The sequence below is a fragment of the Gemmata obscuriglobus genome (assembly GCF_008065095.1).
Lineage (GTDB): Bacteria > Planctomycetota > Planctomycetia > Gemmatales > Gemmataceae > Gemmata > Gemmata obscuriglobus.
The window spans coordinates 1,106,992-1,133,175 of sequence record NZ_CP042911.1 but is presented as its reverse complement, the minus strand read 5'-3'; the positions used below and the strand labels follow the sequence as shown (position 1 = coordinate 1,133,175).

Genomic DNA, 26,184 nt, shown 5'->3' with positions numbered 1-26,184 from the left:
GTATCAAACCGCCGGCCTCGTGCCGAAAAACCGTGCCCGCGATACAATGTCAATTGTTACAGTGTTGTATTAAGTGCCATTGGGCGGGGCGCCCGCGCTCAGCAGAAACAGCAACGGCTGATCCCGCCGCACCCGTTGTGCCGATGATAGCGGTTGGGCAACCGTCCTTTGAGGGCCCGGCGCGCGCGGCTAAACTGTGCGCATGAACACACTCACGCCCGACGCCGCGGAGCGACCGGCCATGACGGCCCACGACACCCTGTTCGACATCGAAGACGAGCGGGACAAGCCGAACGAGCCCCGCGCGGTACGCGCCACCCGCACGCCCGGCGGGCTGTTCGCGGACGTCGTGTTCGACCGCCCGCTCGACCACGCCTACACCTACGCCGTGCCCGCCGAGTTGGTGGCCAAGATCGGCGTCGGGAAGCGGGTCGAGGTGCCTTTCGGCAAGGGCGGGAAGGCCACCGCCGGGTTCTGCGTCCGCGTCACCGACGACGAGCCCACCTCCGGCTACGAGATCAAAACCGTCACCCGCGTGCTCGACGACGACGCGATCGTTGACGAGCACCTCATGAAGCTCACCCGCTGGATGGCGGACTACTACCTGTGCGGGTGGGGCCAGGTGCTGCACGCGGTCGTCCCCGCCGGGGTGCGCGACAACGCCGGCACGCGGATGGCGTCGTTCGTGGAGCCGGTCCCGCGCGAGAGCCTGCCCAACCCGCTGCCCACCGTCACGCCGCAGCAGAAGGCGGCGCTCGACAAGCTCAAGAAGGAGAACCGCCCGCTCGAGATCCTCCAGCTCGCGCGGCTGGCGAAGTGTACCGCCGGGGTGGTGTCGGGGCTCATCAAGAAGGGGCTGGTGCGCAAGTTCAGCGAGCGCATCGAGACCGAGGCGAGCGGGGCGCACGAGTCCGCCGAAAGCGAGAACGCGCAGGGGACTGATGAGGCGCGCAAGGAGATCGAGCTCAACGCGGACCAGCTCCGCGTCTGGAAGCCGATCGGCGAGGCGCTCGCCGCCGGCGGCTACCACCCGTTCCTGCTGCACGGCGTGACCGGGAGCGGCAAAACGGAGGTGTACCTGCGGGCCATCGAGGAGGTGGTGAAGCAGGGTAAAGAGGTCGTCGTTCTGGTGCCCGAGATCTCGCTCACGCCGCAAACCATTTCGCGGTTCCAGGGGCGGTGCGGGAACCTCGCGGTGATGCACAGCCACCTGACCGACGCCGAGCGCGGCGGGTACTGGCGCCGCATCGCCACCGGGCACATCCACGTGGTGGTCGGCGCCCGCAGCGCCGTGTTCGCCCCCACGCGCAAGCTCGGGCTCATCATCATCGACGAGGAGCACGAGAACAGCTTCAAGCAGGAATCGACCCCGCGGTACCACGCCCGCGACGTGGCGGTGATGCGGGCGCGTCTGGAGGGCATCCCCATCCTTATGGGCTCGGCGACGCCGAGCCTCGAGAGCTGGGCCAACGCGGAGAAGGGCAACTACACGGTTTTGAGCATGCCGAACCGCGTAGCGAGCCGACCGATGCCCGCGGTGAAGGTCGTGGACCTGCGGCACGAGCCGAAGGCGCCCGGCAAGCCCGGGGCCATCGGCCCGACGCTCGAGGCCGCGATGCGCCAGACCCTCAAGGACAAGGGGCAGATCATCCTGCTGCTGAACCGCCGCGGGTTCAGCACGCACGTCCACTGCGAGGCGTGCGGGTACGTGGCGCAGTGCGCCAACTGCGACCTCGCGATGACGTTCCACCGCACGAAGAACTCGCTGATGTGCCACTACTGCGGGTTCGAGACGGCGCCGTTCCAGAAGTGCCCGACGTGCGCGCAGCCCTCGATGCGCTACCAGGGGCTCGGGACGGAGAAGCTGCAAGTCGAGATCGAGGAGAAGTTCCCGGGGAGCGTGTGCCAGCGGATGGACTCCGACACGATGTCCAAGCCCGGGAGCCACCAGCGGGTGCTGGACGCGTTCCGCGACGGGCTGATCCAGATCCTCGTCGGCACGCAGATGATCGCGAAGGGGCTCGACTTCCCGAACGTGACGCTCGTGGGCGTGGTGAACGCGGACGTGGGGCTGCACCTGCCCGACTTCCGCAGCGCCGAGCGGACGTTCCAGTTGCTCGCCCAGGTGGCGGGCCGGGCGGGGCGCGGGACGCGCGGCGGGCAGGTGCTGGTGCAGACGTTCACGCCCGAGCACCCGTGCATCACGCTGGCGTCGCACCACAACTACAACGAGTTCGCGAAGATGGAACTCGTCCACCGGAAGCTGCACAAGTACCCGCCCTACGAGCGGATGGCGCGGATGATCGTGCGGAGCGAGAAGGAAGAGGCCGCGGCGGCGTTCGCGGACGTGCTCGCGACGGCGTTCAAGGAGGCGATCCGGCGGGCAATGAGCACCGGCCGCCCGTCGCCCGAGGCCCCGGTACGCTTGCTGGGGCCGGCGGAGTGCCCGGTGTTCCGGCTGAACAACTTCTACCGGTTCCACTTCCAGTTGCAGTCGGACAGCAGCGCGGTGCTGCACGAGGTGCTGCGGAACGTGCTGGCGCTGGCGAAGCCGCCGCACGGGGTCGAGTTCCAGGTGGACATCGACCCGTACAGCATGCTGTAACCCGGCGAGGTCACCGCCGGGTTGTGGGAACGTGTTACCGCCAGTCGAGTTGGGCGGTGGTGGGCATCCCCTTTCCGCCTGGAAAGTCGGAGCTGAAGACGGTCTTCGCTCCTGTCCCGTCCGCACCGACCACACCGACGTGCCAGCCGGACGATGCCAGCGCATCGGACTGGTAGTCGTGTGAGAAGCAAAGGAATGCGAGGCGGGAGCCGTCCGGCGCCCAGTTCAGGGCGTAGGGAAGTCGATTGCTGCTCCTCCCCGCGACCCGTTTGCTCCGCTCTTCGTGAAGGACCGCAACCCGTTCTTTTTTAGCGAGATCAAACGCCGTAATTTTCAGGCCCAGAAGTGGCTCTTTCTTCTCGCCCACCGGTTCCGTGGTGTTCACGAGGCACGCCACGCGCGTGCCGTCCGGCGACAGGGCCGCGGTGTTGAGCCATTCTCCGTTTTGCGTCCAATCCCCTGTGAACGAGTAAGTGGCCAGAACCTCGCTGATCCGGCCGTTCGCCGACACCTTGCACAGCGCCTGCGATGTCACCGACCAACCTTTCAGGTACCCCAAGCGCTCCTCGCCGATGGTGAGGAACCATCCGTCCGCGGACCAGTCCACGACCTTATGGTTCTTCGGCAGGTTCAGCGCGGTCGTTGTCCCCGCGGCCAGATCGATCAGCACGTGCTCGTACACGGGCGTCGAGAACAGAGGGTGCTTGAGCCGGCAACCGACGGCCCGTTTGCCGTCCGCCGACCAGGCAACGATGGGCGGCACCTCGCCCGATGCAAACAGCGCCGCGTCACCTTTTGCCGCCTTCACCGGAGCAACGACCGGCGGCGTGCCCGAGGTGAGTAGGTACAGCCCCTTACGGGTTTCGAGCGGGAGCCGCCCATCCGGGGCGGCCCGGCCGCACAGACCGAACTCCTCGGACCGCACGGCGCGGATCCCCTCGCTCGATGAAAGGCCGAGCGAGAGCGACTGCGTCGGCATGTCCGCTCCGGCCTTCACCGCGTCCGCCGCGGTGACCCGCGCCACCTCGGTGCCGTCCGGCTTCAGGAACCGGACGTGCCCGCCGAACCGCAGCACCAGCCGCGACTCGTCCGCCGGCCGCGGGGCCGGTGCGGGCACGGCGGCCGGCTTGAACGGCTCCGCGCCCAGGCCGAGTGTGACGCCCACCAGCACCACACACGCGGCCAGCTTCCACTTCAGCGTAGACCCTTGTGCCATGATCGCCTCCGTCAGTTCCGTGACGCTCGCGGACGGGCAATCGGAGATCGGTGGGAGTGCCGCCGCGTCGGGCGCCAGCGCGCCCAGCGCCGCCGCACCCGACGCGGCCCCGACGCCCCGGCGCCGGAGCCGCTCGGCGAGCAACCGGCGGGCGCTCGAGAGCCGGCTGTACACGGTCCCCACCGGCAGCCCGAGCCGCCGCGCGACCACCGCCTGGGGCTCGCCCCGCAGGTCGCACGCGACCACCAGGGCGCGGTACCGCTCGGGCAACTCGGCCACCGCCTCGGCCACCGCGGCCCGGGTGTCGAAGTCCGGCTCCGGCTCGCACCCGCCGGCCTCGGGCGGGGCCGCCGTCAGCGACTCGCGGGCGTACCGCCGGGCGGACCGCCGCCGGGCCGCCCGGGCGGTGTTCACCGCCACCCCGAACAGCCACCCGCCCACCGCGCCCGGCGGGTCCAGCTCGCCGGCCTTGCGGGCCAGCACCAGGAACGCGGCCTGGAACGCGTCCTCGGCGTCGTGCCGGTGCCGGGTGACCCGCCGGCACACCGCCGACACCATCGGCCCGTGCCGGCGCACCAGCTCCGCGAACGCGTCTGGGTCGCCGGTGGCGCCGAACCGGGTGACCAGCTCCCCGTCGGCCGAATCGGCGCGAGCCGCCCGGCGCACCCGGGTGACGGCCGCGGTCAGTACGCTCTGCGACATTCCCTTGCCTCCGAGGGCCGGCGTCGTGCCGGCCCACCGTATATTGGCGCCCACCCATCCGTCCCTTCGATGAGTGGGGAAAAAATGTCCGCGTACCGCCGCGGAGCCCCAAGGGGGCAAATTACCCGGTCGGACCGTCCATTCGCCAGCCGAGATGCGGAACGCGGTTTGAAGGCGCGGCGTTGTGAACGCGATCGGAACGCGATACCATCGACTCGGTCGAACGAGAGGCGAATCGATCGCATTTCGGAGGCTAAAATGCGCACTTCGGCCAAGCGGGTGTTGTTCGCGGTCTTGTGCGTGACGTTCGCCACGAGCGGGGTGCGAGCGGGTGACGAGAAGAAACCCGATGCGACGCCGAAAGCCGACGACGCGGCGTGGCTCCCGCCGCTCACCGCGTTTCGCGCCGACCGGCACGACTCGCGCCGGGACATCCGCGTTCCGCCCAGTATGTTTCCCGATCTCGTGTTCACTCCAGCCGAGTGGGACGGGAAAGAAGACGTGGAGGTGTTCTGGAAAAGGCGCGCGGCGGCCTTCAACGAGTTGTGCCCGCGGCTCCTCGGGAAAGCGGTCCTGAAAATTGAGCCGACCGATGACGCACTTCGGAAGCTCTTAAAGGCCCATACGCACCAACTCATTCTCGAGTACCAGGAGCATTTGAAGCCGATCGAGGGACGGCCTCTGTCTGACGCCGGGCGCCCAGGCGTTAACCTTCTGGAAATACAAAGCACGCTGGCGGAGCTGTTGAGAGAGCAGCCAAAAGAGCTCGTTCCCTGGCTCGAAGAGTTGATCGTCGCGGCGAAGCAGTTCGAGCGGTTCACGCGGTTACGAGTTGAGGTGGGGTCTCTTAGGCCACCAGAGGTGATGTCCATGACGCGCGTGCGACTTCAACTCGAGTTGGTCCTGTGGAGGGCGAAGAACCCCCAAGCCGAGCCGAGCAAGACACAGCCGACAACAGCACGCGAGAAGGCAGTGCCTGCTGAAGGCGACTGGATCGCGGGCACGAAGGTGCCCCCGACCCTGTTCCCGGACATTGTTCCCCCGGTGGTTGCGGGAGTCCTTGGGAATAGCGGCTGGTCGTCGTTCGCCTTTGCCAGACGGATGGCGCGCTACACCGACCGGTGCCCGCGGCTGTTCGGAGTGGTAGCCCTGAAGATCGAGCCGACCGATGACACCGCACGCAAGCTCCTCAAGGCCCGGTTGCACCAGGGCACGCTCCAGTTCCAACTCCCCCAATGGAACCAGCATTCCGGACCCGATCCGAACTCCTTCGTCCTCGATGCGAACTGCTTGCTGGACATCCAGGCGGCGGCGACGGAGTTGTGGGCGGAGCAGCCAAAGGAACTCGTCCCCTGGCTTGAAGAGTTGCTCGTCGCAGCGAAGGACCAGGAGCAATATACGCAACGGCGCGTCGAGGCCGGTGCATACAAACCGCAGTTGCTGAACTACGCGACACAAACCCGGCTGAAGATCGAAATGGGGCTGTGGAAGGCCAAGAACGCGAAGTAGGACGGCTCCAGATTCGAGCCGCGAACGAGGCACCATTCCGGCTTCGCGTCCGTCGGCAATCCGTCGTTGAGCGATGTTCTGGGATTTGAGTGTACCCGCTCGGGGAGCGGGCCAGACGGGCGGCCGGGAGACGCGTGACCGAAACCGCCGATACGCGACTGAGCGCCGGCACGGACGCTCACCGAACAACGGCGGGCGTCCGCTTTCGGCCCGTTAATACTCCGCGTTGCCGGGGGTGCGTGGGAACGGGATCACGTCGCGGATGTTCGCCATCCCGCTCAGGAACAGGATCGTGCGCTCGAGCCCCAGCCCGAACCCCGAGTGGGGAACCGTGCCGTAGCGGCGCAGGTCCAGATACCACTCGTATCCCTCCGGCGGCAGCCCCTGCTCCCGCATCCGCGATTCGAGCACGTCCAGGCGCTCCTCGCGCTGGCTGCCGCCGATGATCTCCCCCACCCCGGGCACCAGCACGTCCATCGCGCGCACGGTCTTCCCGTCGTCGTTCACCTTCATGTAGAACGGCTTCAGCGTGCGCGGGTAGTCGTACAGGATCACCGGGCACTTGAAGTGCTGCTCGGCCAAGTAGCGCTCGTGCTCGCTCTGGAGGTCCACGCCCCACGCCACCGGGTACTCCCACGTCTTGCCGCTCTTCAGCAGGATGTCCACGCCCTCCGTGTACGACACCCGCTTGAACCCGTTGTTGAGCACGTTCTCCAGCTTCTCGAACAGCCCCTTGTTGTTCTCCAACTTCTCCGCGAAGAACTTGAGGTCTTCAAGGCAGTACGTCATGGCGTCGGAGATGATCCGCTTCAGGAACGCCTCCGCGAGGTCCATGTTGTCGGTGAGGTCGTAGAAGGCCATCTCGGGCTCGATCATCCAGAACTCGGCGAGGTGCCGCGGGGTGTTCGAGTTCTCCGCCCGGAAGGTGGGGCCGAAGGTGTAGATCTTCCCCAGCGCGCACGCGAACGCCTCGCCCTGAAGTTGCCCGCTCACCGTCAGGTACGCCGGCTTGCCGAAGAAGTCCTGCTTGTAGTCCACCTTCCCTTCGGCCTTCGGCGGCGCCTCGGGGTCGATGGTGCTGACGCGGAACATCGCGCCGGCGCCCTCGCAGTCGCTGGCGGTGATGACCGGCGTGTGGACGTAGTAGAACCCGCGCTCGTGGAAGAACTGGTGGATCGAGATCGACACCTGGTGCCGCACGCGGGCGACGGCCCCGAGCGTGTTGGTGCGGGGCCGCAGGTGCGCGATGCCCCGCAGAAACTCGAAACTGTGCCCCTTCTTCTGGAGCGGGTAGGTGTTGACATCGGCGTCGCCGATCAGCTCCACGCTCGCCGCGAGCACCTCCGTGGCCTGCCCCTTGGCGGGCGACGCCTTCACCTCGCCGTCGATGCGCACGCTGGCCCCGGTGTGGAGGTGCTTCACCACAGACTCGTAGTTGGCGAGTTCGCCGGGGGCCACCACCTGCACGTTGCCCTGGCACGAGCCGTCGTTCAGTTCGATGAAGCTGAACCCGCCCTTCGAGTCGCGCCGGGTGCGCACCCAGCCCTGAAGCCGGACGTGCCGGCCGACCGCTTCGGCCCGGCGGGCGTCGGAAACGCTGATCTTGTCCACAGATTTGCTCCCTGCTTCGGAACTGCTGTCGGTAGTGTAGCCGTCGGGCACCCCGGCGTTCAGCGCCGGGCGGTTGCGGCGGTCCACCGGCGCCGGCGGTGGCGGCAGAAACGGGCCAGGAGCAATCGCTTCCAGTTCCCGGCAAGGGGAAGTGCCGGTGCCGCGGGGTGAGGGCGGTGCTTTACGGTCGCACCTTCCTTGTAGAGCTGCCGCGGGTCGTAAAACGGTGGTGGTGCCCCGCTTTGCCGCCGGACCGACTGATGAGCACGCTCCCCGACGACTCACCGCCGGACCAGACCACCCGGATTTCCAATCCGCCCCCCTGGGCGCACGGGGGCGGCGCGGCCGTCCCGCCCCGCGTCGGTGACTTCGAGATCGTCTCGAAGTTGGGGCAGGGGGCGTTCGGGCAGGTGTTCCTGGCGCACCAGGTGTCGCTCGGGCGGCACGTCGCGCTCAAGGTGACCGACCGCGAGATGGCCGGGCGCAGCGAGGGGCAGTTGCTCGCCGGCCTCGAGCACGACCACATCGTGAAGGTGTTCTCGGCGTTCGCGGACCCCGACACCGGGTTGGCCGGGTTGTGCCTCCAGTACGTGCCCGGGGCGGACCTCGGGGTGCTGATCCGCCACCTGTACGAGGGCGGCCGCCAGCCGCAGTCCGGGGCCGAGTTGCTGGCCGCGCTCGACCGGCTGCGGCGCGGCGACCCGGGGTTCGACCCGGCCGCGCTGCGGGACCGCGAGGCGCTCGGGGCGGACGAGTTCCCGCAGGCCGTGTGCCGGCTTGGGGCGCGGCTGGCCGAGGCGCTCGCGTTCGCGCACGCCCGCGGCGTGCTGCACTGCGACATCAAGCCGGGGAACATCCTGATCACGCCCTACGGGCGGCCGATGCTGGCGGACTTCAACGTGGCGTTCGACCGCACCCGGCACCGGGACGGGGTGCGGTACGGGGGCACGTTGGCGTACATGGCGCCCGAGTACTACGCCGCGATGGCCGGGCTGCCCGGCGGCGCGGCCGACGAGCGGTGCGACGTGTACTCGCTCGGGGTGGTGCTGTACGAACTGGCCACCGGCCGCCGACCGCCCCGGCTGGCGCCGCCGCCGGAGTCCCCGGAGCCGGGCGGCCCGGACGCGCTCGACCGGGTGCCCCGCGAACTGGCCGCGGTGATCCGCCGCACGCTCCGCCCGGACCCGGCAGACCGGTATTCGTCTGCGGCCGAGCTGGCGGCGGCGCTGGGCGCGGCGGGGCGGCTCATGGCCGCCCGGCGGGAGCTGCCGGCGCCCACGCCGCTGGACCGGCGGGTGGGCGCGCGGCCGGCCCTGGCGCTGGCGCTGGCGGGCATCCTCCCGCACGCCGCCGCGTCGGTGGTGCAGATCGGGTACAACCTCGTCGAGGTGAACCTGAGCGCGGCGCAGGGCATGGTGTTCGAGCGGCTGCTGTGGGCGTACAACCTGGTCGTGTACCCGACGTGCGGGGGCATCGGGCTGTGGCTGTTCTGGCGCATCACCCGCAAGCTCCCGGTGGTCGGGGCGCTGAGCGGCCCCCAACTGGACGCGCTGCGCGGCGAGGTGCGGCGGATCGGCGCTCGGTCGGCGGTGCTGGGTGCGGTGGGCTGGCTGCCGGGCGCGCTGGTGTTCCCGGTCGCCATCGACGTGCTGGCCGGGCCGCTCGGGTGGCAGACCTACGCGCACTACTTCGTGTCGTTCGCGCTGGCCGGGCTGATCGGGTGCGTGTTCAGTTACCTGTGCATCACCTACGTGGTGTTCCGCGCGCTGTACCCGCACCTGGGGAACCCGGACGCGTTCGCCCCGGCGGCGGCGCGGGCGGAGGTGCAACCGCTGACGGCCCCGCTCGGCGCGCTCATGACGCTCGCGTGCGCGGTCCCGCTGGTGGGGGCGGTGTTGCTGCTGACGCTGGCCGACGGGGTCCTCACGCTCGGGTTCCGGGTGCTCACGGTGGGGCTCATCGGGGCCGGGGTCGCGGGGGTCGGGATCGCCGAGCGGATCGTCCGCCGGACCCGCCGGCTCGCGGCCGTCTGGCTGACCGGTCCGGCGTGAGGTTGCGGCGCAAGGCGGTTCGTGCGGAGCTTCCCCCGTCGCTTCGTTGGTACGTGTCGCCGAGTAACCTATGCGCCCGGGGCCGCGTCAGGTTCGGTGCCTGGGCTCGCACTCAGTTGTCTGATCGTCGTGTGCCGCTCGGCCACCCTGGCGAACCGCTCCACGAACGTGACCCCGTCAGGCTTCACGGACAGCCGTTCGAGGAAATCGCAGGAGGCTTGGTATCCCACGTCCCGGCCGAGCGCCTTTCCCAGCACCATCAGTGACGCGCCGCTGAACGCAACGCCCACGAACTCCAACCGCATCACGAACGACGAGTAGGTGGTGTGGTGCCGGTCAAGGCTGCCCGGTGAGCGGGTGATTTGTTCGATCACCTCCACCATCGTCCCCTGCCACTCGTTCAGGCGCTCGACGAGCGACGCCAGTTGTGTAAGCAACTCGCGGTTCAATCGCATCTCCACAGGCCGAACATGCCACTCGCCGGCCGCCCGTCACCACCGGCACAGGGAATGATCTACGCGCCGTGGTTTGGTGCAGAGTTGGAGTCAGCGCGACATGCGATCGGGGTGATACGCGCCTCGACCCATCCGCCCGCCACCTCGCGCCGGGAGTCTCCTAACCACGGCACCAGCAACTCTTCGTCCAGGCTCCCGCGGCGCCCGTGACGGTCCGTCCAGCAAAGCGACACATGAACTGCGACCGCGTCTGTCGCCCGGCCCTCAATGAACACGGTTTTGCTGAACCCATAGCCCCGTCCGTCCGCCGTCTGCCCGTCCACGTGAGCGCAGTACACGACCACCGCACCCGTCGTGGTGATGGTGCCTGTCTCTGTTCCGTCCGGGGTGACGGTACGGGATGTGATCACGGCGGCCAGGGGCGGGACGCGTGCCAGAGGATACTCGTCGCCAATTCCCTCCACCACACCGGGAATGAACAGGCGAACGGCCAGTATCGCTTCCGCGCTCGCGAGATCGACCTCACGGATAGTAGTTAACTCGTCGATCATCTGTGCGACCTTGGCGGTTGGGGGCCAGCGCTGCGGCAAATGCGGTTGGCGTCGTTACAACCCGAGGGCGCGAAGCCACTCGCGCCCGAACACGATAACCCCGCCGATGTGCATGACGGCAAAGCCCGTTCCGTACCACAGTGCTGCGTGCAGTGCGACCAATCCTGCCCCCCACCCGCGGCGGCTCCAAATAACGTACCCCGGCACCACCACCGGCGCCAGCAAGAAGAACCACGGCCGGGACAGAAGCGGAATCGGGTGCCGGCGCCGGCGGGCGTCCACAACCGCCCACCACCCCAAGCAAACGGCGGTTGCGACCGGGATCAACCCGTCCAGCACGGACGGCTCCCAGAACCAGATGCTTCGGACACCCATTGCGACCGCAAGAGCGTAGAACGCGAGCACGAACAGGCGGGTGTGAAGAGGCCAGGGGGCCGCGCGTGAACGCGGCTCATCGAGAGGAGCAACTCCAGGCAAAACGGGCGCGTAACTATCCGCTTCTGGTGATTCCGTGAGCGACTCACGGCACTCCGGGCAGAACGCATCGACAACATATGGGAGCTTGACTTTGCAGTGCGGACAGATATCGCTCACCGTTCGTCTTCCTTCGCCAAGCAGGTCCGGCTCTCATCACACACACCGATGTTTCGCCCCGAACAGCAACCGCGCGTTCTTCGTTTGGTCGGCCGGTTCTTTGTGAGCCGAGTGCCCCCCAAAGGGCGGCCGCGCGGTACGCGATTTCGCCGTTGCTACTTGAAGGCGAGTATCGTCGCGATGGTTCCCCAAACGAGGACGCCCAAGCCGCTCATGATCAGGCCCAACAGCGCGCGGATGTTGCTCGTCACGCCCCCGTACGTGTTCGTCTTCTTCCACCGGCGGACGGCGACGATGCCGCAGATGAACGCCGGGACGGCGAACACCAGTCCGATGATCGGGAGGCACAACCCGATCAGCCCCATGTACAGGGAGATGATGGCGTACGGGCTGCCGCCCGGGATGAGCAGTTCGGTTGGCTCGAAGTCGTCCGGTGGCGGCCGCCGGGAACGGCGACCGCCGTCCCCGTCCTCGTCACGGCGACGCCGCCGCGGGCGGTCGTCGGGTTCCGATTCGTCATCCATTCTCGTACCCCGTTCAGTGGTTCTGTCGATCGCGAAGGAGCCTTCGGCGGAGTTCAAAGCCTGTGCGACGCCGGCGGCTCGGAGGTGTGACAAGACGCTCAACGAGCGTATCGCTTCAGTTCGGCACTCACCCGACCCTGATCCGTAGCTAGAAAAGGAAGTTGCTGGCCGGGGCGGAGGCGGTGTTCGCGTCCGGGTGAATGGCCGTCAGCCCGTCCCGCACCTCTTTCGACGGATTACGAGAGGGCTCCAAGATATGCCCCCGCGGGCGCGTTCGCAATCACCGAAGGCGAAGAACCCGAAGTGGGTGGTGTACATCCTGCGGTGCGCCGACGGCACGCTGTACACCGGCATCACCACCGACCTGAACCGCCGCCTCGCGCAGCACAACGCGGGCACGGCGTCAAAGTACACGCGGTCACGCCGGCCCGTGACCGTGGCCTACCGGCAAGCGGTGAAGACACACGGTGACGCCCTGCGCCGCGAACTCGCGATCAAGAAACTGACCCGGACGCTGAAGGACACCCTCGTCGCGAACTACGAGCGGCGAAGGGCACGCCGCTCGTCTGCTTGAGCGCCAGCGGCGCGGGCTTGAAGCCCGCTGTGCGGTCGGCTCAGGCTTTCTTCGCGCCGGGAGTACCGGCCTCGACCACGAACGAGGCGCGAGTGGTCACCCGGCCGCCCGACTTGGTCACGTCCTCGACCGCGACGTAGTCGCTGGTCCAGGCGGTCGGCGTCACCGTGCAGCGGACGTACCCGCGGTCGCGGTTGTGGAACTTCACGCAGGGGTTCGCGGCCTGCAACTTGTCCAGCCCCGCGACCTCCTTCGGCCCGTTCCCGCCGCTGGAGATGCTCGTTCCCACGAACTCGGTGGCGACCACCGGGGCGTCGTGCCTGCGGTCGTCCACGCGCAGGTCGTTCACCCAGTTCGAGTGGATGTCCCCGGTCAGCACCACCGGGTTGGGCACCTTGCGGTCGGCGATGAACTTCATCAGCGCCATCCGCTCGTGCGCGGCTCCGGGCCACTGGTCCATCGAGTACCCGGCCGTCTTCGCGGTGGTGATCTCCACCAGCGCCATCATCACCTGCTGGGCCAGCACGTTCCACGTGGCGCCGGACGCCAGCAGCCCGGCGTCCAGCCACCCGCGCTGCGCCTTGCCCAGCAGCGTGTTCTTCGGGTCCAGCGCGGCCTCGTTGAGCGGCTTGAGCCCGTCCTCGTTGGGCTGCGGGGTGCGGTACTGCCGCGTGTCCAGGACGAAGAACTCGGCCAGCCGGCCGAAGCTCGCCTTGCGGTAGAGCTGCATGTCCGGCCCCTTCGGCAGCGCCCGGGGCCGCAGCGGCATGAACTCGTAGTACGCCTGGTACGCCGCGGCCCGCTGGACCAGGAAGTCGGCCGGGTCCGCCTTTGCCTTGCCCTTCGGCTGGCGCTCCTGGATGTCGTTGGCGTAGTTGTTGTCGAACTCGTGATCGTCCCAGGTCACGAACCACGGGCACCGCGCGTGCATCCCGCTGAGCAGCCGGTCCGACCGGTACAGCGCGTGCCGCTCGCGGTAGTCGCCCAGCGTCTTGATCTTCCCGTCTTTCGGACCCGTGTGCTTGCGCACCACCTTGGCGGTTTCGCGGTTCGGGTACTCGTAGATGTAGTCGCCCAGGTGGAAGACCAGGTCGAGGTCGTCCTTCGCCATCTGCTCGTAGGCCGTGTACAGCCCCTGCTCGTAGTGCTGGCACGAGGCGAACGCGAACTTGAGTTTGTCGGGCGCGGCGTCGGAGGCGGGAAGCGTGCGGGTGCGGCCCACCGGGCTCCGCGCGTCCCCGGCCGTGAACCGGAACCAGTACCAGCGGTCCGGTTTGAGCCCTTTCGCCTCCACGTGAACCGAGTGGCCGAGCTGCGGGGCAGCGACGACCGCGCCACTCGCCACCACCTTCTTCATCGCTTCGTCTTCGGCCACTTCCCAGGTCACGCTCACGGCGTCGGGTTTCATCCCGCCGTCCGGTGCGAGCGGTTCAGGAGCGAGCTTCGTCCACAGCACCACGCTGTCGGCGTTCGGGTCGCCGGACGCCACCCCCAGCGCGAACGGGTCGGCGGAAAACGTCACCTTCTTGTCCGCGGCGTGCGTGCGAGTCGCGAGCGACGGAAGGGCCGCCAGCGCAGCACCGTATGCCAGGAACAGGCGCCGGGACAAGCCGCCTTCGGAGCGGAGCGCGGTGGGGATGCGGGACAGGTCGAGCATGAGAGGCCCTTCGGGTTCGGGCGAGCGGCGCGCCGGGCGCGCCGCTGGTTACCGTAAGCCCACCCCGACCAGAGTCACGCGAAAAGCGTGTGAAGACCGCGCGCACGACACGGCCCGCGAGCCGTGTCGTGCGCGGCTCGATCAGTCGGAGATGTTGGCGAGGTAGTCCTCGTACTTCTTGCGGGCGGCGAACTCGGCGGCGGTGTGCTGCTTCTCCTTGGCGGTCAGCGCGTCGATCTCCTTCTCCTGGTCGGACAGCTTCTTTAGATACGTGGCGTACACCTCGGCCTCCCGCGGGGTCTCGCGCAGGTTCTTGCGAATCCGGTCCTGGTCCGCGGTGAGCCGCCGCAGCTCCTCCTGCACCTGCCGCAGCTCCCGCACCGCCCCGTCCCACCCGTCCTTGATCTGCAGCGCCTCGGCCAGCTTCTTCTTGAGCGCCGGCGTGGCCTCGTTGAGGCTCAGGAAGTACCGGATCTGGTCCTCGGCCCCGTTGCTCAGCGCGATGGTGGTGGCAACGTCGCGCTGCTCCTTGACGGTGAACGTGGTCGTCTGCCCGGCGGCCACGGCGGCCTGAAACCGGAGCACCTCGGGGGTGTCGTCGACCGGCTTGGGGGTGTCCACCAGCTTCACCTGCTGGGCGGTGCGGTTCGGGTGCTCGATCAGCACGGTGCGGTCGGTGGCGCTGCGGTTGGCGATCCGGTACGTCTTCTCCTCGGTCACCTGGGTGACCGTGTGGACGATCCCCTTGACCGCCTTGACGCGGGTGATCTGCTGCCGGCCGGCCCCGGCCGTGGGGTCCACCTCGGTGCCCAGGTCGATGGCGTAGCTCACCAGCCGCTCCTCGTTCGGCTGCACGTCCAGCACCCGGGTGTCGCCCGCGTACACGCTCCCCTCGAATACCGTCACCGGCCCCTGGTTCAGGTGCGCCCCCGACGTGTTCTTGAACCGCAGCCCCAGGAGCGGGTGCTTGGCCTGCACCGCCGGGTTGTAGATGCTCACCCGCGCGCCCTCCACCTCCTTGCCCACGATCGGCAGCAGCGCGCTCTTCTGCCGCGGGAGCGTTACCGGGTGGTCGATCGTGTACTGGAAGAAGTCCCCCAGCGCGCCCGACGTGGCCGCGTTCCCCACCGTGCCCCGGCCCATTTGCTGGACCAGTTCCGCGGCGGAGTTCTTCGCGAACCGGTTTTGTTCGTCATTCGCACTCACGGAGCGCCGGAACGCGTCGGCCTCGGGGGCGTCGAATTTCGGTGCCGGCATCCCACCCTTGGCGCTTGGCGCGGCCGGGCGGTTGGCTGCGCCGCCCGCAAATCCCCCGCGCCCGCCGCCCGCGCCGGCTGGCTGCCCCGGTCCGGCCGGTCCTCCCTCGCTCCACCCACGCGGGTTCCGGGCGAGCCACTCGGATTCCTTGAGGCTTCCGGAGTACGTAACGGGGCGGAGCGAGGCGAACAGTTCGGGCTCGACGGTGGGGCGGTTGACGTACAGCGGGTTGTACAGGTCCATCTTGAAGCTGATGGGGCGCCCCGACACGAGCGCCATCTTGACCCCGGCCCAGTCCTCGTCGGTCGGGTTCTCCACCATGGCCCAGCCCTGCAGGTACGGCTTCTCCTTGTTGCCCGCGTCCAGCAACAGCCGGTAGCTGGTCTTCCAGATCGGGGCCTCGGTCACGTACCCCACCTGCACCCGCCGCCGCCCGTCCCCCGCGAAGTGCAGGCTCACCGACTTCTTCTGGCTGTCGTGCGACAGCGCCAGCACGTCCAGCGCCCGGCGGAACTCGGACTCGATCACCGGGTTGCTGAACCGCAGCGTCTGCACGTCCCCCAGCCTCACCGCCCGCATGCCCTCCGCGCACCACAGGTTCAGCACCTCGGCGTCGAGCACCTGGGTGCCCGCCGGCACCCGCTGCTTCTCGATCCCCACGATGGTGCCGGACAGCTTGCCCGGCTGGTTCGCCGCGGTGGCGCTCACCGCCACCTCCACCCGCTCCCCGCGCAACTGCCCCAGGATGCCCGCGAACGTCGGGCTCCCGGTCAGGTTGATGGCGAACGAGCTGAGGGTGCGGGCGATCGGCTCCCGGCTGTCGTAGCTCACCGCGCTCACCCGCCCGGTGGGGCTGAAGTCCTCCAGCACCATGCTCTTGAGCAGGTCGTTCACGTCCCCCTCCGGGAACGTCAGGTCCACCCGCGCGTCCCCCTCCACCTCGCCGGACCGCGAGAAGTACCCGACCCCGCTGTTGAACAGCACCACCCGGCTGATCGGCAGCGACACCGCCGGCTTCAGGTCCTGCTTGGCCTCCCCGGCGGCGCTGAGCCACTGGTCCACGCACACGCCCAGGCCCACCGCGCCCGCCACCGGCGCCGCCCACAGCAGCCATTTCGCCTTCGACATCGCACAGGCCCTCGTTAACGGCCCCGTGTGGGGCGGGAGTGGTCGCACCGCAGCGTTCGCCCGCCGGTGCCGTATTCCGACGCCACGACGCCGCGCAAAGTTTGCCGCAGCAACAGAATCTGTTACATTCCGTGACACGAACGGCCGGACCGAGGGGCGTATGGCGGAACACGGGATCTTGTTCGCGGTCGGGCTGGTGCTGCTCGCGGTCGGGAGCGGGGCGCTGGTGGCCGGGGCGGCGCGCCTGGACCGCGCGACCGGGCGCGGAGCGTTTGCGGTCGGGTTGGTCGCGATCGGGCTCGGGCCGTGCGTTTCGGGGTTCGCTCTCGCACTGGCCCTCGTGATCCGGCCGGCCGCGGCACTGGAGGCCCGCCGGCTGGACGCTGCCGCTCTCGCAACCGTAATTGGTGGGAACATCGCCAGTTCGCTGCTCGTGCTCGGCGTGGCGGCGCTCGTGCGTCCCGTAACGGTATCGGCGCGGCTGTTCGGTACTGCGATTCCGCTTCTGTTCACGATGGCCCTGTTGTTCTGGTTCCTCGCGGCTGACAAAGCGATCTCGCGCCCGGATGCCGCTATCCTCCTGATGGCAGCCGTCGTCGCGCTGGTGCTGCTCGCCCGCGCCGCACGGAGAGAGCTGCCGGATGTGCGGGCCGCGCTCGCCGGGTGGGTGCCGGAACGAATGCCGGTGTGGGTTGCAGGGCTGCTTTCGCTGACGGGACTGGCTGCGGTCGCGAGCGGGGCGTGGCTCGCTTCCGGGGCGTTCCTCCACGCGGCGGTCGGATTGAGGCTCAGTACGCCGGTCACCGGAATGACGCTCGCGGCGTTCGGCACCGCCTTACCGGCGCTGGTGGCGGCGGTGCTTGCCGTTCGACGCGGGCGCCCGGATGTTGCGCTGGGGTTAGCGGTCGGTCCGCCTCTGTTCAATGTGTCGCTGGTGGTCGGTGCGGTTGCGCTGGTGCGCCCGCTCGTGCTGACCGAACACGCCATCCTCTACGAAGTGCCCGCGATGGTGCTGAGCGCCGCCCTCGTGTCGCCCGCGCTGCTCAACGGGCGCGTGCCGCGGTGGGAGGGGGTGTTACTGTTTGCGGCTCATATCGGGTTCGTGACCTGGCAGGTGCTTCGGTTGCGTTAGCACTTGCGCGGGTTGGATCGGGTTCGGAGGGTGCGATTCGCGCGGTAGCAACCGCCCAGCGAATGACCCGCTTGTGGCCAGTCGGTTGGTAGCGAACGGCCAGTCCGTGTCCCAGTCGCCATAACCGCGAATCGGGTGTGAGTCGGCGTGGGGGCCGAAATGAGAACCGGCCCCATTCGGGGCCGGTGGCGGTCACTTCGCGAGAGTGAAGTCGATCTTGTTCGGACCGGACGTCACTTCGGCGGTCAGTTCCGACTTGATGTGGTACTTCTCCGGCAGCCCCTCTTCGGTCATGTCGAGCATGTCGCCGGACTCGCTCTTGAACTTCTTCCCGGTCGGCTTCGCCCACCGGATCTCGACCTTGTACTTTCCGGGCTTGAGCCCGGGCTCCCCGGGAATCTTGTAGGTGCCGTCCACGATCGCCGCCCCCCCGCTCCCGCCGCCCTTGGTGTCGGCCGCGATGAAGGAGATGGCGCCGGCTTTCACCGGGGTGCCGTCGTAAGTGACGGCGCCTTCGACCGCCGACCCACCGCCGCCCCCGCACCCGGCGAGGGCGGCACAAATCAGGGCCAAACCGGCCCCAGCTAATGCACGCACGTGTGCCTCCGCAGGTGGGGTTAGAAGTCGCCGATCGGGAAACCGTCGTCCGCGAACATGAGCTTCTGGTACAGGAAGTTGGTCTTGCCCGGCAGGCACCCGGTGGCGCCGGTGGACGCCGGGTCCAGTGCCGGCTGCCCCTTTGCGGTGGGCGAGGTCTCAATCGAGTCGCGCACGAAGCGGACCGAGCCGTCGCAGAACCCGAAGTTGGCCCCGCCGGTGTGCCCGCTGGAGATGCCCAGGCGGAGGCACGGGTCGCGGCCCGACACTTCGCCCGGCCAGTTGTTGGTGGTCTCGTTGCCGCAGCACGTGGTCGGCTTCGTGTTGTACCCGCCGGCCCACGGGGTGTTCGGCTTCCAGACGGCGATGGCGACGTTCACCCCGCCGGTGTGCGTGGTCCGGCCCGCCCAGATGGAGCCCATCAGCAGCTTGCTGTCCCGCTCGCCGATCATGAACGTGTTGCTCGACCCGTCCTGGATGCCCTGGATCTTGGTCTTGTCGCGCCCGCTGCCGGCGCCGTCCATCACCCCGGCCATCGCCACGTAGTTGCTCTTCCCGTACCCGGCCCCGCCGATCGGGTAGAACGTGTTCGGGTTGTTGTCGTTCGGGTCCGACGGGCACAGGTACACGCTCAGCTTCGTCTGCATCAGCGGCTGAGCGGACGGGGTCGGCATGTCCGTGGTCGTCGCCGGGGTGGGCGAGCCGAGCGTCGAGTACAGGGCGCCCTGCTCGACGTAGGGCAGGATGAAGGAGCCCCAGCCCCACTTGTTGCCGGAGGCGGCGGTGGCGGGCGGGAGCGTGGAGTACGTGTCGTGGTAGGTGTGGCAGGCCAGACCGATCTGCTTGAAGTTGTTCTGGCACTTCATGCGTGCGGCGGCCTCACGCACCTTTTGCACCGCGGGCAGCAGCAGCCCGATCAGGATCGCGATGATCGCGATCACCACCAGCAATTCAATGAGTGTGAACCCCCGGCGCCGCCGGAGGTGGGACGAAACGGACATGAAAACCTCGGGAGAGACCAATGAGGTAAACTAATCAACGGACCACAATCTATGATAGCTCACACGTCTCGTCACAACCAGGGCGCTTTCATGCCGATCCGCTAGCGTAATAGCGGTTTTGCGCACACGCGAGCCACGTTGTTTCTCATTAATTGGTCACAGTTCCCATGTGGCCTTAATACCCGTTCTCTGCTCGCGTAGCAGGCAAGCAGCCGCATGGGGAGCGGTTGGTCGAGAACTCATGCGGCGCCTGAACGCCGCAAGCGGTGCCCACTCGAAATCCGATAGGATCGTGCCTTTGCCGGAGCGCGGGCCTCTGGCCCGCTGGTACGCGTCTGGAGTGAGCGCCGAGTCCCCGCGGAATCGAATCGAGGCGCGAACGTCAAGCGGGCCAGAGGCCCGCGCTCCGGCAGAGGCCAAACCCAATAAGATCGTGCCTTTGCCGGAGCGCGGGCCTCTGGCCCGCTGGTACGCGTCTGGAGTGAGCGCCGAGTCCCCGCGGAATCGAATCGAGGCGCGAACGTCAAGCGGGCCAGAGGCCCGCGCTCCGGCAGAGGCCAAAGCACCGACACACCAACCGTGTGTGGTCAATCCTCAACTTGAGCGGTGTCGGCGTCGAGGAACTTCACGCCCCACAGCCACAGCACCGCGCCGACCGCGATCATCACCGACGTGAGTACGAACGCGGTCTGAAGGCCATAGCGATCGCCGACCGTACCGATCAGCGGCGGAGAGATAACGTCTCCCAGCGCGTGGATGACCAGCACGTTGATTGCGAACGCGGTGCCCCGCACATCAGATCGTACTACGTTCGCCAGGATCACGTTCCCCGGGCCGGTGTAGAGGAACAGGCAAAAGATGGTCAGGAAGGTGAACACCCAGGCGAGTGGTAAAGGAGCGAAGAGCATGGCGAGGAAGAACGGAAGAGCCAGCGCCGCACCGCCGCCACACACCAGAAAGTAAGCCCCTCGTGTGCCCCGGGTGCGGAGCCGCTCTCCGAGCCAAGCCCCGGCGGCCGTCGCGGTCAAACCGCCGATCACCAGAATGCCTCCGAAAATGATAGGCAACCCGGCCGGGTTCGGTGAGGTCGGGGTGACGGTTGCCAGGAACACCTTCTCCGCGCGCCGCTTCTCTCCTTCGCCGAGGGCTGCGGCCACCGCTTTGCGCATCTCCGGGTAAGCCCGCTCGGTGCCATCGGCCAGGGGGCGCAGCTTGTTCACGTCGGCCGCGGGTAAATCGCCTTCCAACTTCGCCAGCGCCGCCGGGGTGACTTCAAACCGCGCTTCGCGCTGAAAGAAGTACGCCGGCACCCACACCCCGACCCCGCCGGTGACGAACGTGATCGCGGTCATCCCCGCGCAGCACAGGACGAACGAGCGGACCCGCTTGAGCCCGCCGAGAACCGCCCAGTACGATGGCCGATCGGTCGGCGGCTGCACCGGCGGTCGCGGCAGCTCCCGTTTGGTAAAGCACCACGCGCCGAGCAGTAGCCCCGAGAGCGTGAACCAGAACGCCGGCCGCCAGTCGCCAGTGAGTAAAGCGATCACGCCCCCGATTCCGAACCCCAGCGCGCTGCCGACCGGGACCGCGAGGTTGAAGATCGCCAGCACTTTACCGCGCTGGTTGGCCGGGTACGCGTCCGACAACATTGCCGACGCGACCGGGGCATACGCCGCCTCGCCGATGCCCACCAGGCACCGCGTCGCCAGCAGCATAGCGTATCCGGTCGCCAGCCCGCTCGCACCGCTCGCGAGGCTCCAGAAAACGACACCGATGCCCAGGATTACCCACCGCCGCGCCCCCCGTCCGTCCAGCCAACCGAACAGCGGCGAGAACACCATGTACGTGATCAGAAACGCACTGGTCAGCAGCCCGAGCTTGAAGTTCGGGTCCGGGTCGTTCGGGTCGATGATGGTGCCGTCGAGCAGGAGCAGCGGGAGCACCGCGGACAGCACCTGCCGGTCGATGTAGTTGAACAGGTTGATGATCAGCAGCAGCGCGAGGGCCGATCGCGCGCCCGGCACCGGTTCCTTGGGGCCAGCAGAATCCGTTCCGGCGTGCATCGGGGCTCCACGAAATGGGGCGGATGGGCGGGAGTTCAGGATAGGAGGCACAGCGGCGGGCGAACACCGCTCGTTCCGAACGCCCCGCGCGGCATCGTATTGCGGAGACACGTTCTCGCGCCCTCATACGGGGCGCGGCTCGCATCGGACCACGGGACCGCCGCGGCGGCGCTCATTACGCAAACCGAGCGCGGACCGGCGGGCCGCACTCGGTGCATCTATTCGGGCAGAACCCGCGCGGAAAAGCCACACGGGGCTAAAGTGGGTGGAAGTCTGACGGAACTTACCGTTGCGGCGCGCGGTAGCCGGTGTTCACCACCGGTCCGGGTGCGCTCTGTGCGGTGGTGGGCTTCACCGTGCCGAACTCGGTCGGTGCGATCATCCACTGCGTGCCGCGCGAGGGCATCAGCACCGCGCCGGCGCCCGCGGGCGGCTTCATCGGCGCCGGCAGCGGGGTCGGTTGCGGCACCGGTTGCCCGCTCGGGTAGCCGCCGCCGGTCGTCCCGCACGGCGCGCACCCGGCGCCCGAGGAGCAACCGAGCAGCCCCTGAATCGGCGTGACGTATGGGGTCGGGCGCATTTTCGGCAGTTCGGTGGGCGTGTACTGGAAGCACAGCCACGACTTGATCCGCTCCAGGCAGGAGCGGCGCGGCTCCGCGGTGCCGCACCCGGCCGGGCCGCACGGAACCCCGGCCACCGCGCCCAAGTACGCCCGGTCGCTCGTGCCCGCCAGCTCGCGCCCCGGCGCCCAACTGCTGCGAGAGAGCATCCCGCCACCGCCGCCCCACGCGCCCGCCGGGGCGACCAGGCTCCCGTTGTGCAGCGACGGGGGCGGGACCACCGGCGCGGTCGGTGCCAGGGCGCGCTCTTGAGCGCCCACCGGCACGACCGCACACAAGCCCGCCACCGCCGCGAGGTATAAGCGTTTCATGTTTCCGCCTCCGTGCGGGTGAAGTGATCCGACGCACCCTCACTTTCGGCACGATCGGCGCGCGGAGTCGAGACACATGGGGACGGGTGACACACGGGGCCGGCGATCGGCCGGCACAACCGGCACAAATTGCCATGGCGCCGCACCGGGGCTAACACGGGCGTTGGCGGAGCAGGACCGCAACGATCCGAACGATGGTTTAGCGAACGGTTAACGCGAGCTAGAGCAGAAGTAGGGCGATGCGATTGAACACTTCCACCGGCCGTCTCCTGAAGGCACCCGCTACCAGTCGTCGAACCCGGGGAGCGACGGCTGCACCGTGCGGCGCTTCGGGGCGGGGCGGTTCACGCGCGCGCTCGCCCGGTTGGCCGCGTTCGGCCGCCGGGCGAGCGTGATTGGGACGATCGCGTAGTCCTGGCGCGCGGTGACGACCTCGGTCGCCGGGTTCAGCGCCACCAGCGCCTCCCGCCCCGCCACCGCCGCCAGCTCGGGCGTGTTGCAGTCCTTGCTCAAGTGCAACTGCACCAGGTGCCCCGGGAACCCCTCGCCGGAGCGCCCCGCGATGGTCGCGGTCAGCTCCGCCGCCTGCTTGTTCGAGAGGTGCCCCAGGTCGCTCAGCACGCGGTCCACGAGGAACTTCGGCCGCGGGCTGGCGCGCTCCATCAGCTCGTCGTGGTTGTACTCCAGCGCCAGCACGTCCACCCCGGTGAACGCGGCCACCAGTTCCGGCGAGCCGCACCCCAGGTCCGAGGCGTACCCGACCGCCCAGGCGGGCTCCGGCCGTTCGCCGTCGTACCCGTCGATGCGGAACGCGTAGGTCGGGGCCGAGTCGTGCGACACGCGGACCGGCAGGCAGCGGAGCCCCGGCGCGAGTTCGAGCGGGCGGCCGTCGCCGTACTCGCGCGCGAGTCCCGCGGCGCGGAACGAGGCGAACGAACTGGCCCGCTCCATGTACGCGTAGTGCTGCGGGTGCGCGTACATCGGGATGCGGCGGGCGCGCAGCTCGGCGAGGGTCGCGTCCTTCCAGTGGTCGGTGTGGGTGTGCGTGAGGACGACCGCGGACACCCGCTCCCACGAGGTGCCGACCGACCGGAACCGCGCGGTGAGGTGCCGCGGCTGCAGCCCGCAGTCGATGAGCAGGCCGAAGCCGTCGAACTCGAGCAGGCTGGCGTTCCCGCCGCTGCCGCTCGCGAGCACCGTGAACCGTGCCGTCATCGGATCGTGCCCCCTACGGTCAGCTTCGACCGTCGCGCGGTGCCGGGCGCAAGTTGAAGCGGAGATGAAGGTAAGTTGTACCCGCGCGCGGGTCCGTTTGAAAGGACGGTAGCGGTTGGGCGCGTCGCGCGGGCGCGGCCGTGACGGGAAGGAACAGTGCTGACGGGTGCCGCGCATCGGTAGCGGCATTGTTGGCGCCGGAACGGGCGCGCGTGAAACTTGGGCGCGTGACCGCACCGGCCCCCTCATTCACGCTCCGGTTGATGTGTCCGTTTTTGGCTGATGTTTCTTGTGGCACAGACATTCCTGTCTGTGCGGCGTGAGCAGGCCGCACAGACAGGAATGTCTGTGCCACAAGAAACAGACACAACCAGTCGGATCGTGAATGAGGGGGCGGGGCGGTCACGCGCGGCGGGCGGTCACTTCCCCTGGTGGATCTGGTCGAACTTGGGCGCCACGCTGACGAACGCGGCCACCACGGCCGGGTCGAACTCGCCCTCGGACTGGGTGGCGATCAGCTTGACCGTTTGCGCGTGGTTCAGCGGGGGGCGGTGCGGGCGCCGGTTCCGCAGCGCCTCGTACACGGCCGCCAGCGACACCACCCGGGCCGCCAGCGGGATCTCCTCGCCCTGCAGCCCGTCCGGGTACCCGGCCCCGTCCCAGCGCTCGTGGTGGCTCCGCGCCACCTCCGCCGCCACGTCCAGGCCCTGCACCTCGCCGCCGTACACCTGCGCCACGCCCACCAGCACCTCGGCCCCGATCGAGCAGTGCGTCTGGACGACGGACCGCTCGGAGGCGTCCAGACGCCCGGGCTTCAGCAGCGTGTGCCGCGGCACCCCGAGCAGCCCGATGTCGTACATCGGCGCGACCGCCGCCAGCAGCTCGGCGAACTGGTCGTTCTTGAGCTGCCGGTACGCCCCGGTGTCGGGCAGCGCCCGGCACAGGGTGCGGACGTACCGGGACATCCGCTGCCACTGGTTGTCGGCGGCCAGTTGCGTCTCCGCCAGCAGCCGCGACACCGTCAGCGACAGCGTCTCCGCCGCCACCGGGCGGGTGCAGTGCGTGACCGGCGGGGCGACGAGCACCTCCGAGTCACCCGACCGCGAGGACCGGCGCATGAGCAGCGCCCGCACCCGCGACAGGAACTCGACCGGCGCGAACGGCTTGCTGATGAAGTCGTCCGCCGACGCCACCGACAGCCCGCCCAGCGCCTCGGCCGGCAGCTCGCCGGAGGTGATGAGCACCTTCATGCGGTCGGACTCCAGCCCCGCCGCGCGGACCTTCTCCACCAGCTCGGGGCCGCTCAGGCCGGGCAGCCCGACGTCCACCACCGCCAGGTCCGGCGGGTCCCGCATGATCTCCGTCAGCGCGGTCTCGCCGTCCTCGGCCTCGCGCACGTCGTACTGGTCCTGGAGCAGGGCGCACATCAGCACCCGCACGCTCGGGTCGTCCTCGACCAGGAGCACCCGCCCGCGGTGCGTTTCCGGGTCGCGGTGCGACGCCACCGAGCCGGCGGTGGACGCGTTCGGGAGCCACAGCGTGAACCCGGTCAGCGCCGCCGACACCGTCCGGGCCGACGGGAACCGCATCTCGGGGTCCGGCTCCATGAGCCGCGCCACCAGGTCGGACACCTCCGCGGGCACCTCCGGCCGCACCCGGCGCACCGGCAGCGGGACCGTGGTGAACCGGCGGTGCAGGTCCTGGATCGGGTTGCCGGACTCCGGGTACGGGTCGCGGCCGGTGAGCGCCCAGTACAGCGTGGCCCCGAGGGAGAACAGGTCCGCGCGGTGGTCCACCGAGTGCGGGTCGCGGGCCTGCTCGGGCGCCATGTACCCGATCGTGCCGAGCACCACGCCCGGCTCGGTCATCTGCTGCGTCGGGAGCCGCGCGAGCCCGAAGTCGAGCACCTTCGCCTGCCCGTCAGACGTGACCAGCACGTTGGACGGCTTGATGTCGCGGTGCACCAGCCCGTGCCGGTGCGCCTCGGCCAGCGCGTCGGACACCTGCCGGAAGATGTCGCACGCCCGCAGCGGCGGGAGCGGCCCGCCGTCGCGGACCAGGTTGAACAGGTCCTGCCCCGGGATCAGCTCCATCACGAAGTAGTCGCGGGTCTGGCCGCCGGCGCCGGTCCGGGTGTGGCGGCCCGCGTCGAAGCACGTCACGATGTGCGGGTGCTGGAGCCGGGCCACCGCCCGGGCCTCGCCGTAGAACCGGGTCACCAGCCGCGAGCTCATGTCCGTGGAGCGGGCCATCACCTTGAGGGCCACCTGGCGCCGCAGCAGCACGTGCTCGGCCCGGTACACGGTGCCCATCCCGCCCTGCCCGAGCACGTCCAGGAGCCGGTAGTTCCCCAGGATCAGGTCCTCGGCCCCGCCCTTGCGGATCGTGTCCACCTGGTAGCGGGTGAGCAGCTGCAGCGCGAGCAGCTTGCTCAGCAGCATGTCGGAGGAGGTGATCCGGCTGAGCACGTCGCGGTGCTCGGGCGGCACGTCCTCCCACGCCTCCGGGAGCAGCACGTGGGCCGACAGCAGCCGGGCGAGCAGCGCCTGGGCCGGCGGCATCGTGCTTTCCATCGTCCCGTGGCCGAGCCCGATGGCGGGCAGTTCCAGGTCCGTGGGGAACTCGTCCACCTGGGGCGACATCGGGGCCTCCCGAACGCGGTGGCGCTCGTCGTTACGGTTCCGGGGTGGGTTCATGGCCATTGGATCGGTCGGCCCGTGGGTCGGTCGTGCGGCGGGACGACACGCTCGGCGGTCGGTCCGCGACAACCTTGGGGCACGATTCCGGCGGTGACAACTGCACGCCCCGGAA

The 26,184-nt window shown here is 68.9% G+C and carries 19 protein-coding genes; 5 read left to right on the top strand and 14 right to left on the bottom strand.

Features of this window, described 5'->3' with window-relative positions; all coding sequences use genetic code 11:
- Nucleotides 1-202 precede the first annotated feature (202 nt).
- A complete protein-coding gene (priA, locus tag GobsT_RS04600; RefSeq protein WP_010045882.1) occupies nt 203-2,605 on the top strand; it encodes a replication restart helicase PriA in 2,403 nt (800 codons plus the stop codon).
- A 34-nt stretch (nt 2,606-2,639) separates the two neighbouring features.
- Here priA and GobsT_RS04595 read toward each other — a convergent pair whose 3' ends face one another.
- On the bottom strand, nt 2,640-4,523 hold the full coding sequence (locus GobsT_RS04595) for an RNA polymerase sigma factor (protein WP_010045883.1): 1,884 nt from the start codon (nt 4,521-4,523) through the stop codon (nt 2,640-2,642).
- 258 nt (nt 4,524-4,781) lie between these two features.
- On the opposite strand from GobsT_RS04595, the gene GobsT_RS04590 reads away from it, so the two are divergent.
- Nucleotides 4,782-6,032 (top strand): hypothetical protein, encoded by a 1,251-nt coding sequence (locus GobsT_RS04590; protein WP_010045884.1) that lies wholly within the window; start codon nt 4,782-4,784, stop codon nt 6,030-6,032.
- A gap of 213 nt (nt 6,033-6,245) precedes the next feature.
- Here the strand turns inward: GobsT_RS04590 and asnS are convergent, their stop codons facing one another.
- A complete protein-coding gene (asnS, locus tag GobsT_RS04585) occupies nt 6,246-7,643 on the bottom strand; it encodes an asparagine--tRNA ligase (RefSeq protein ID WP_029601142.1) in 1,398 nt (465 codons plus the stop codon).
- A 260-nt stretch (nt 7,644-7,903) separates the two neighbouring features.
- On the opposite strand from asnS, the gene GobsT_RS04580 reads away from it, so the two are divergent.
- A complete protein-coding gene (locus tag GobsT_RS04580) occupies nt 7,904-9,694 on the top strand; it encodes a serine/threonine-protein kinase (RefSeq protein ID WP_109571278.1) in 1,791 nt (596 codons plus the stop codon).
- A gap of 68 nt (nt 9,695-9,762) precedes the next feature.
- On the opposite strand, the gene GobsT_RS04575 is transcribed toward GobsT_RS04580, so the two are convergent.
- From GobsT_RS04575 to GobsT_RS04560, 4 genes are all read right to left on the bottom strand, one after another.
- Nucleotides 9,763-10,143 (bottom strand): hypothetical protein, encoded by a 381-nt coding sequence (locus GobsT_RS04575; RefSeq protein ID WP_010047806.1) that lies wholly within the window; start codon nt 10,141-10,143, stop codon nt 9,763-9,765.
- 65 nt (nt 10,144-10,208) lie between these two features.
- The gene (locus GobsT_RS04570) at nt 10,209-10,700 is read right to left on the bottom strand and encodes a hypothetical protein (protein WP_010047807.1); all 492 of its coding nucleotides are present in this window, start codon (nt 10,698-10,700) and stop codon (nt 10,209-10,211) included.
- A gap of 54 nt (nt 10,701-10,754) precedes the next feature.
- Nucleotides 10,755-11,075 carry a hypothetical protein gene (locus GobsT_RS04565; protein ID WP_029601207.1) on the bottom strand — a complete coding sequence of 107 codons (321 nt, stop codon included), beginning with the start codon at nt 11,073-11,075 and terminating at the stop codon, nt 10,755-10,757.
- Nucleotides 11,076-11,449: 374 nt separating this feature from the next.
- On the bottom strand, nt 11,450-11,818 hold the full coding sequence (locus GobsT_RS04560; RefSeq protein ID WP_010047810.1) for a DUF4190 domain-containing protein: 369 nt from the start codon (nt 11,816-11,818) through the stop codon (nt 11,450-11,452).
- A 256-nt stretch (nt 11,819-12,074) separates the two neighbouring features.
- Here GobsT_RS04560 and GobsT_RS04555 point away from each other — a divergent pair, with 256 nt between their 5' ends.
- Nucleotides 12,075-12,392 (top strand): GIY-YIG nuclease family protein, encoded by a 318-nt coding sequence (locus GobsT_RS04555; RefSeq protein WP_010047812.1) that lies wholly within the window; start codon nt 12,075-12,077, stop codon nt 12,390-12,392.
- Nucleotides 12,393-12,432: 40 nt separating this feature from the next.
- Here GobsT_RS04555 and GobsT_RS04550 read toward each other — a convergent pair whose 3' ends face one another.
- Entirely contained in the window at nt 12,433-14,049 is a 1,617-nt protein-coding gene (locus GobsT_RS04550) for an alkaline phosphatase D family protein (protein ID WP_010047814.1), read from the bottom strand.
- Nucleotides 14,050-14,190: 141 nt separating this feature from the next.
- On the bottom strand, nt 14,191-16,434 hold the full coding sequence (locus tag GobsT_RS04545) for a DUF4139 domain-containing protein (protein WP_010047816.1): 2,244 nt from the start codon (nt 16,432-16,434) through the stop codon (nt 14,191-14,193).
- Nucleotides 16,435-16,594: 160 nt separating this feature from the next.
- Between GobsT_RS04545 and GobsT_RS04540 the strand changes: the two genes are divergently transcribed.
- A complete protein-coding gene (locus GobsT_RS04540; RefSeq protein ID WP_010047820.1) occupies nt 16,595-17,566 on the top strand; it encodes a sodium:calcium antiporter in 972 nt (323 codons plus the stop codon).
- A gap of 192 nt (nt 17,567-17,758) precedes the next feature.
- Here GobsT_RS04540 and GobsT_RS04535 read toward each other — a convergent pair whose 3' ends face one another.
- The 6 genes from GobsT_RS04535 to GobsT_RS04510 all read right to left on the bottom strand — a co-directional run bounded on the left by GobsT_RS04535 (nt 17,759) and on the right by GobsT_RS04510 (nt 26,069).
- Nucleotides 17,759-18,163, bottom strand: a complete 405-nt coding sequence (locus GobsT_RS04535) for a hypothetical protein (protein ID WP_109571281.1) — start codon at nt 18,161-18,163, stop codon at nt 17,759-17,761.
- Nucleotides 18,164-18,183: 20 nt separating this feature from the next.
- Nucleotides 18,184-19,164: a DUF1559 domain-containing protein gene (locus GobsT_RS04530; RefSeq protein WP_010047827.1), complete on the bottom strand. Its 981-nt coding sequence runs from the start codon at nt 19,162-19,164 to the stop codon at nt 18,184-18,186.
- Between the two features lie 587 nt (nt 19,165-19,751).
- On the bottom strand, nt 19,752-21,227 hold the full coding sequence (locus GobsT_RS04525) for a spinster family MFS transporter (protein ID WP_010051413.1): 1,476 nt from the start codon (nt 21,225-21,227) through the stop codon (nt 19,752-19,754).
- 283 nt (nt 21,228-21,510) lie between these two features.
- The gene (locus tag GobsT_RS04520; protein ID WP_010051411.1) at nt 21,511-22,158 is read right to left on the bottom strand and encodes a hypothetical protein; all 648 of its coding nucleotides are present in this window, start codon (nt 22,156-22,158) and stop codon (nt 21,511-21,513) included.
- Nucleotides 22,159-22,440: 282 nt separating this feature from the next.
- Entirely contained in the window at nt 22,441-23,373 is a 933-nt protein-coding gene (locus GobsT_RS04515; protein WP_010051408.1) for an MBL fold metallo-hydrolase, read from the bottom strand.
- A 419-nt stretch (nt 23,374-23,792) separates the two neighbouring features.
- Entirely contained in the window at nt 23,793-26,069 is a 2,277-nt protein-coding gene (locus GobsT_RS04510; protein WP_162097402.1) for a protein kinase domain-containing protein, read from the bottom strand.
- Nucleotides 26,070-26,184 lie beyond the last annotated feature (115 nt).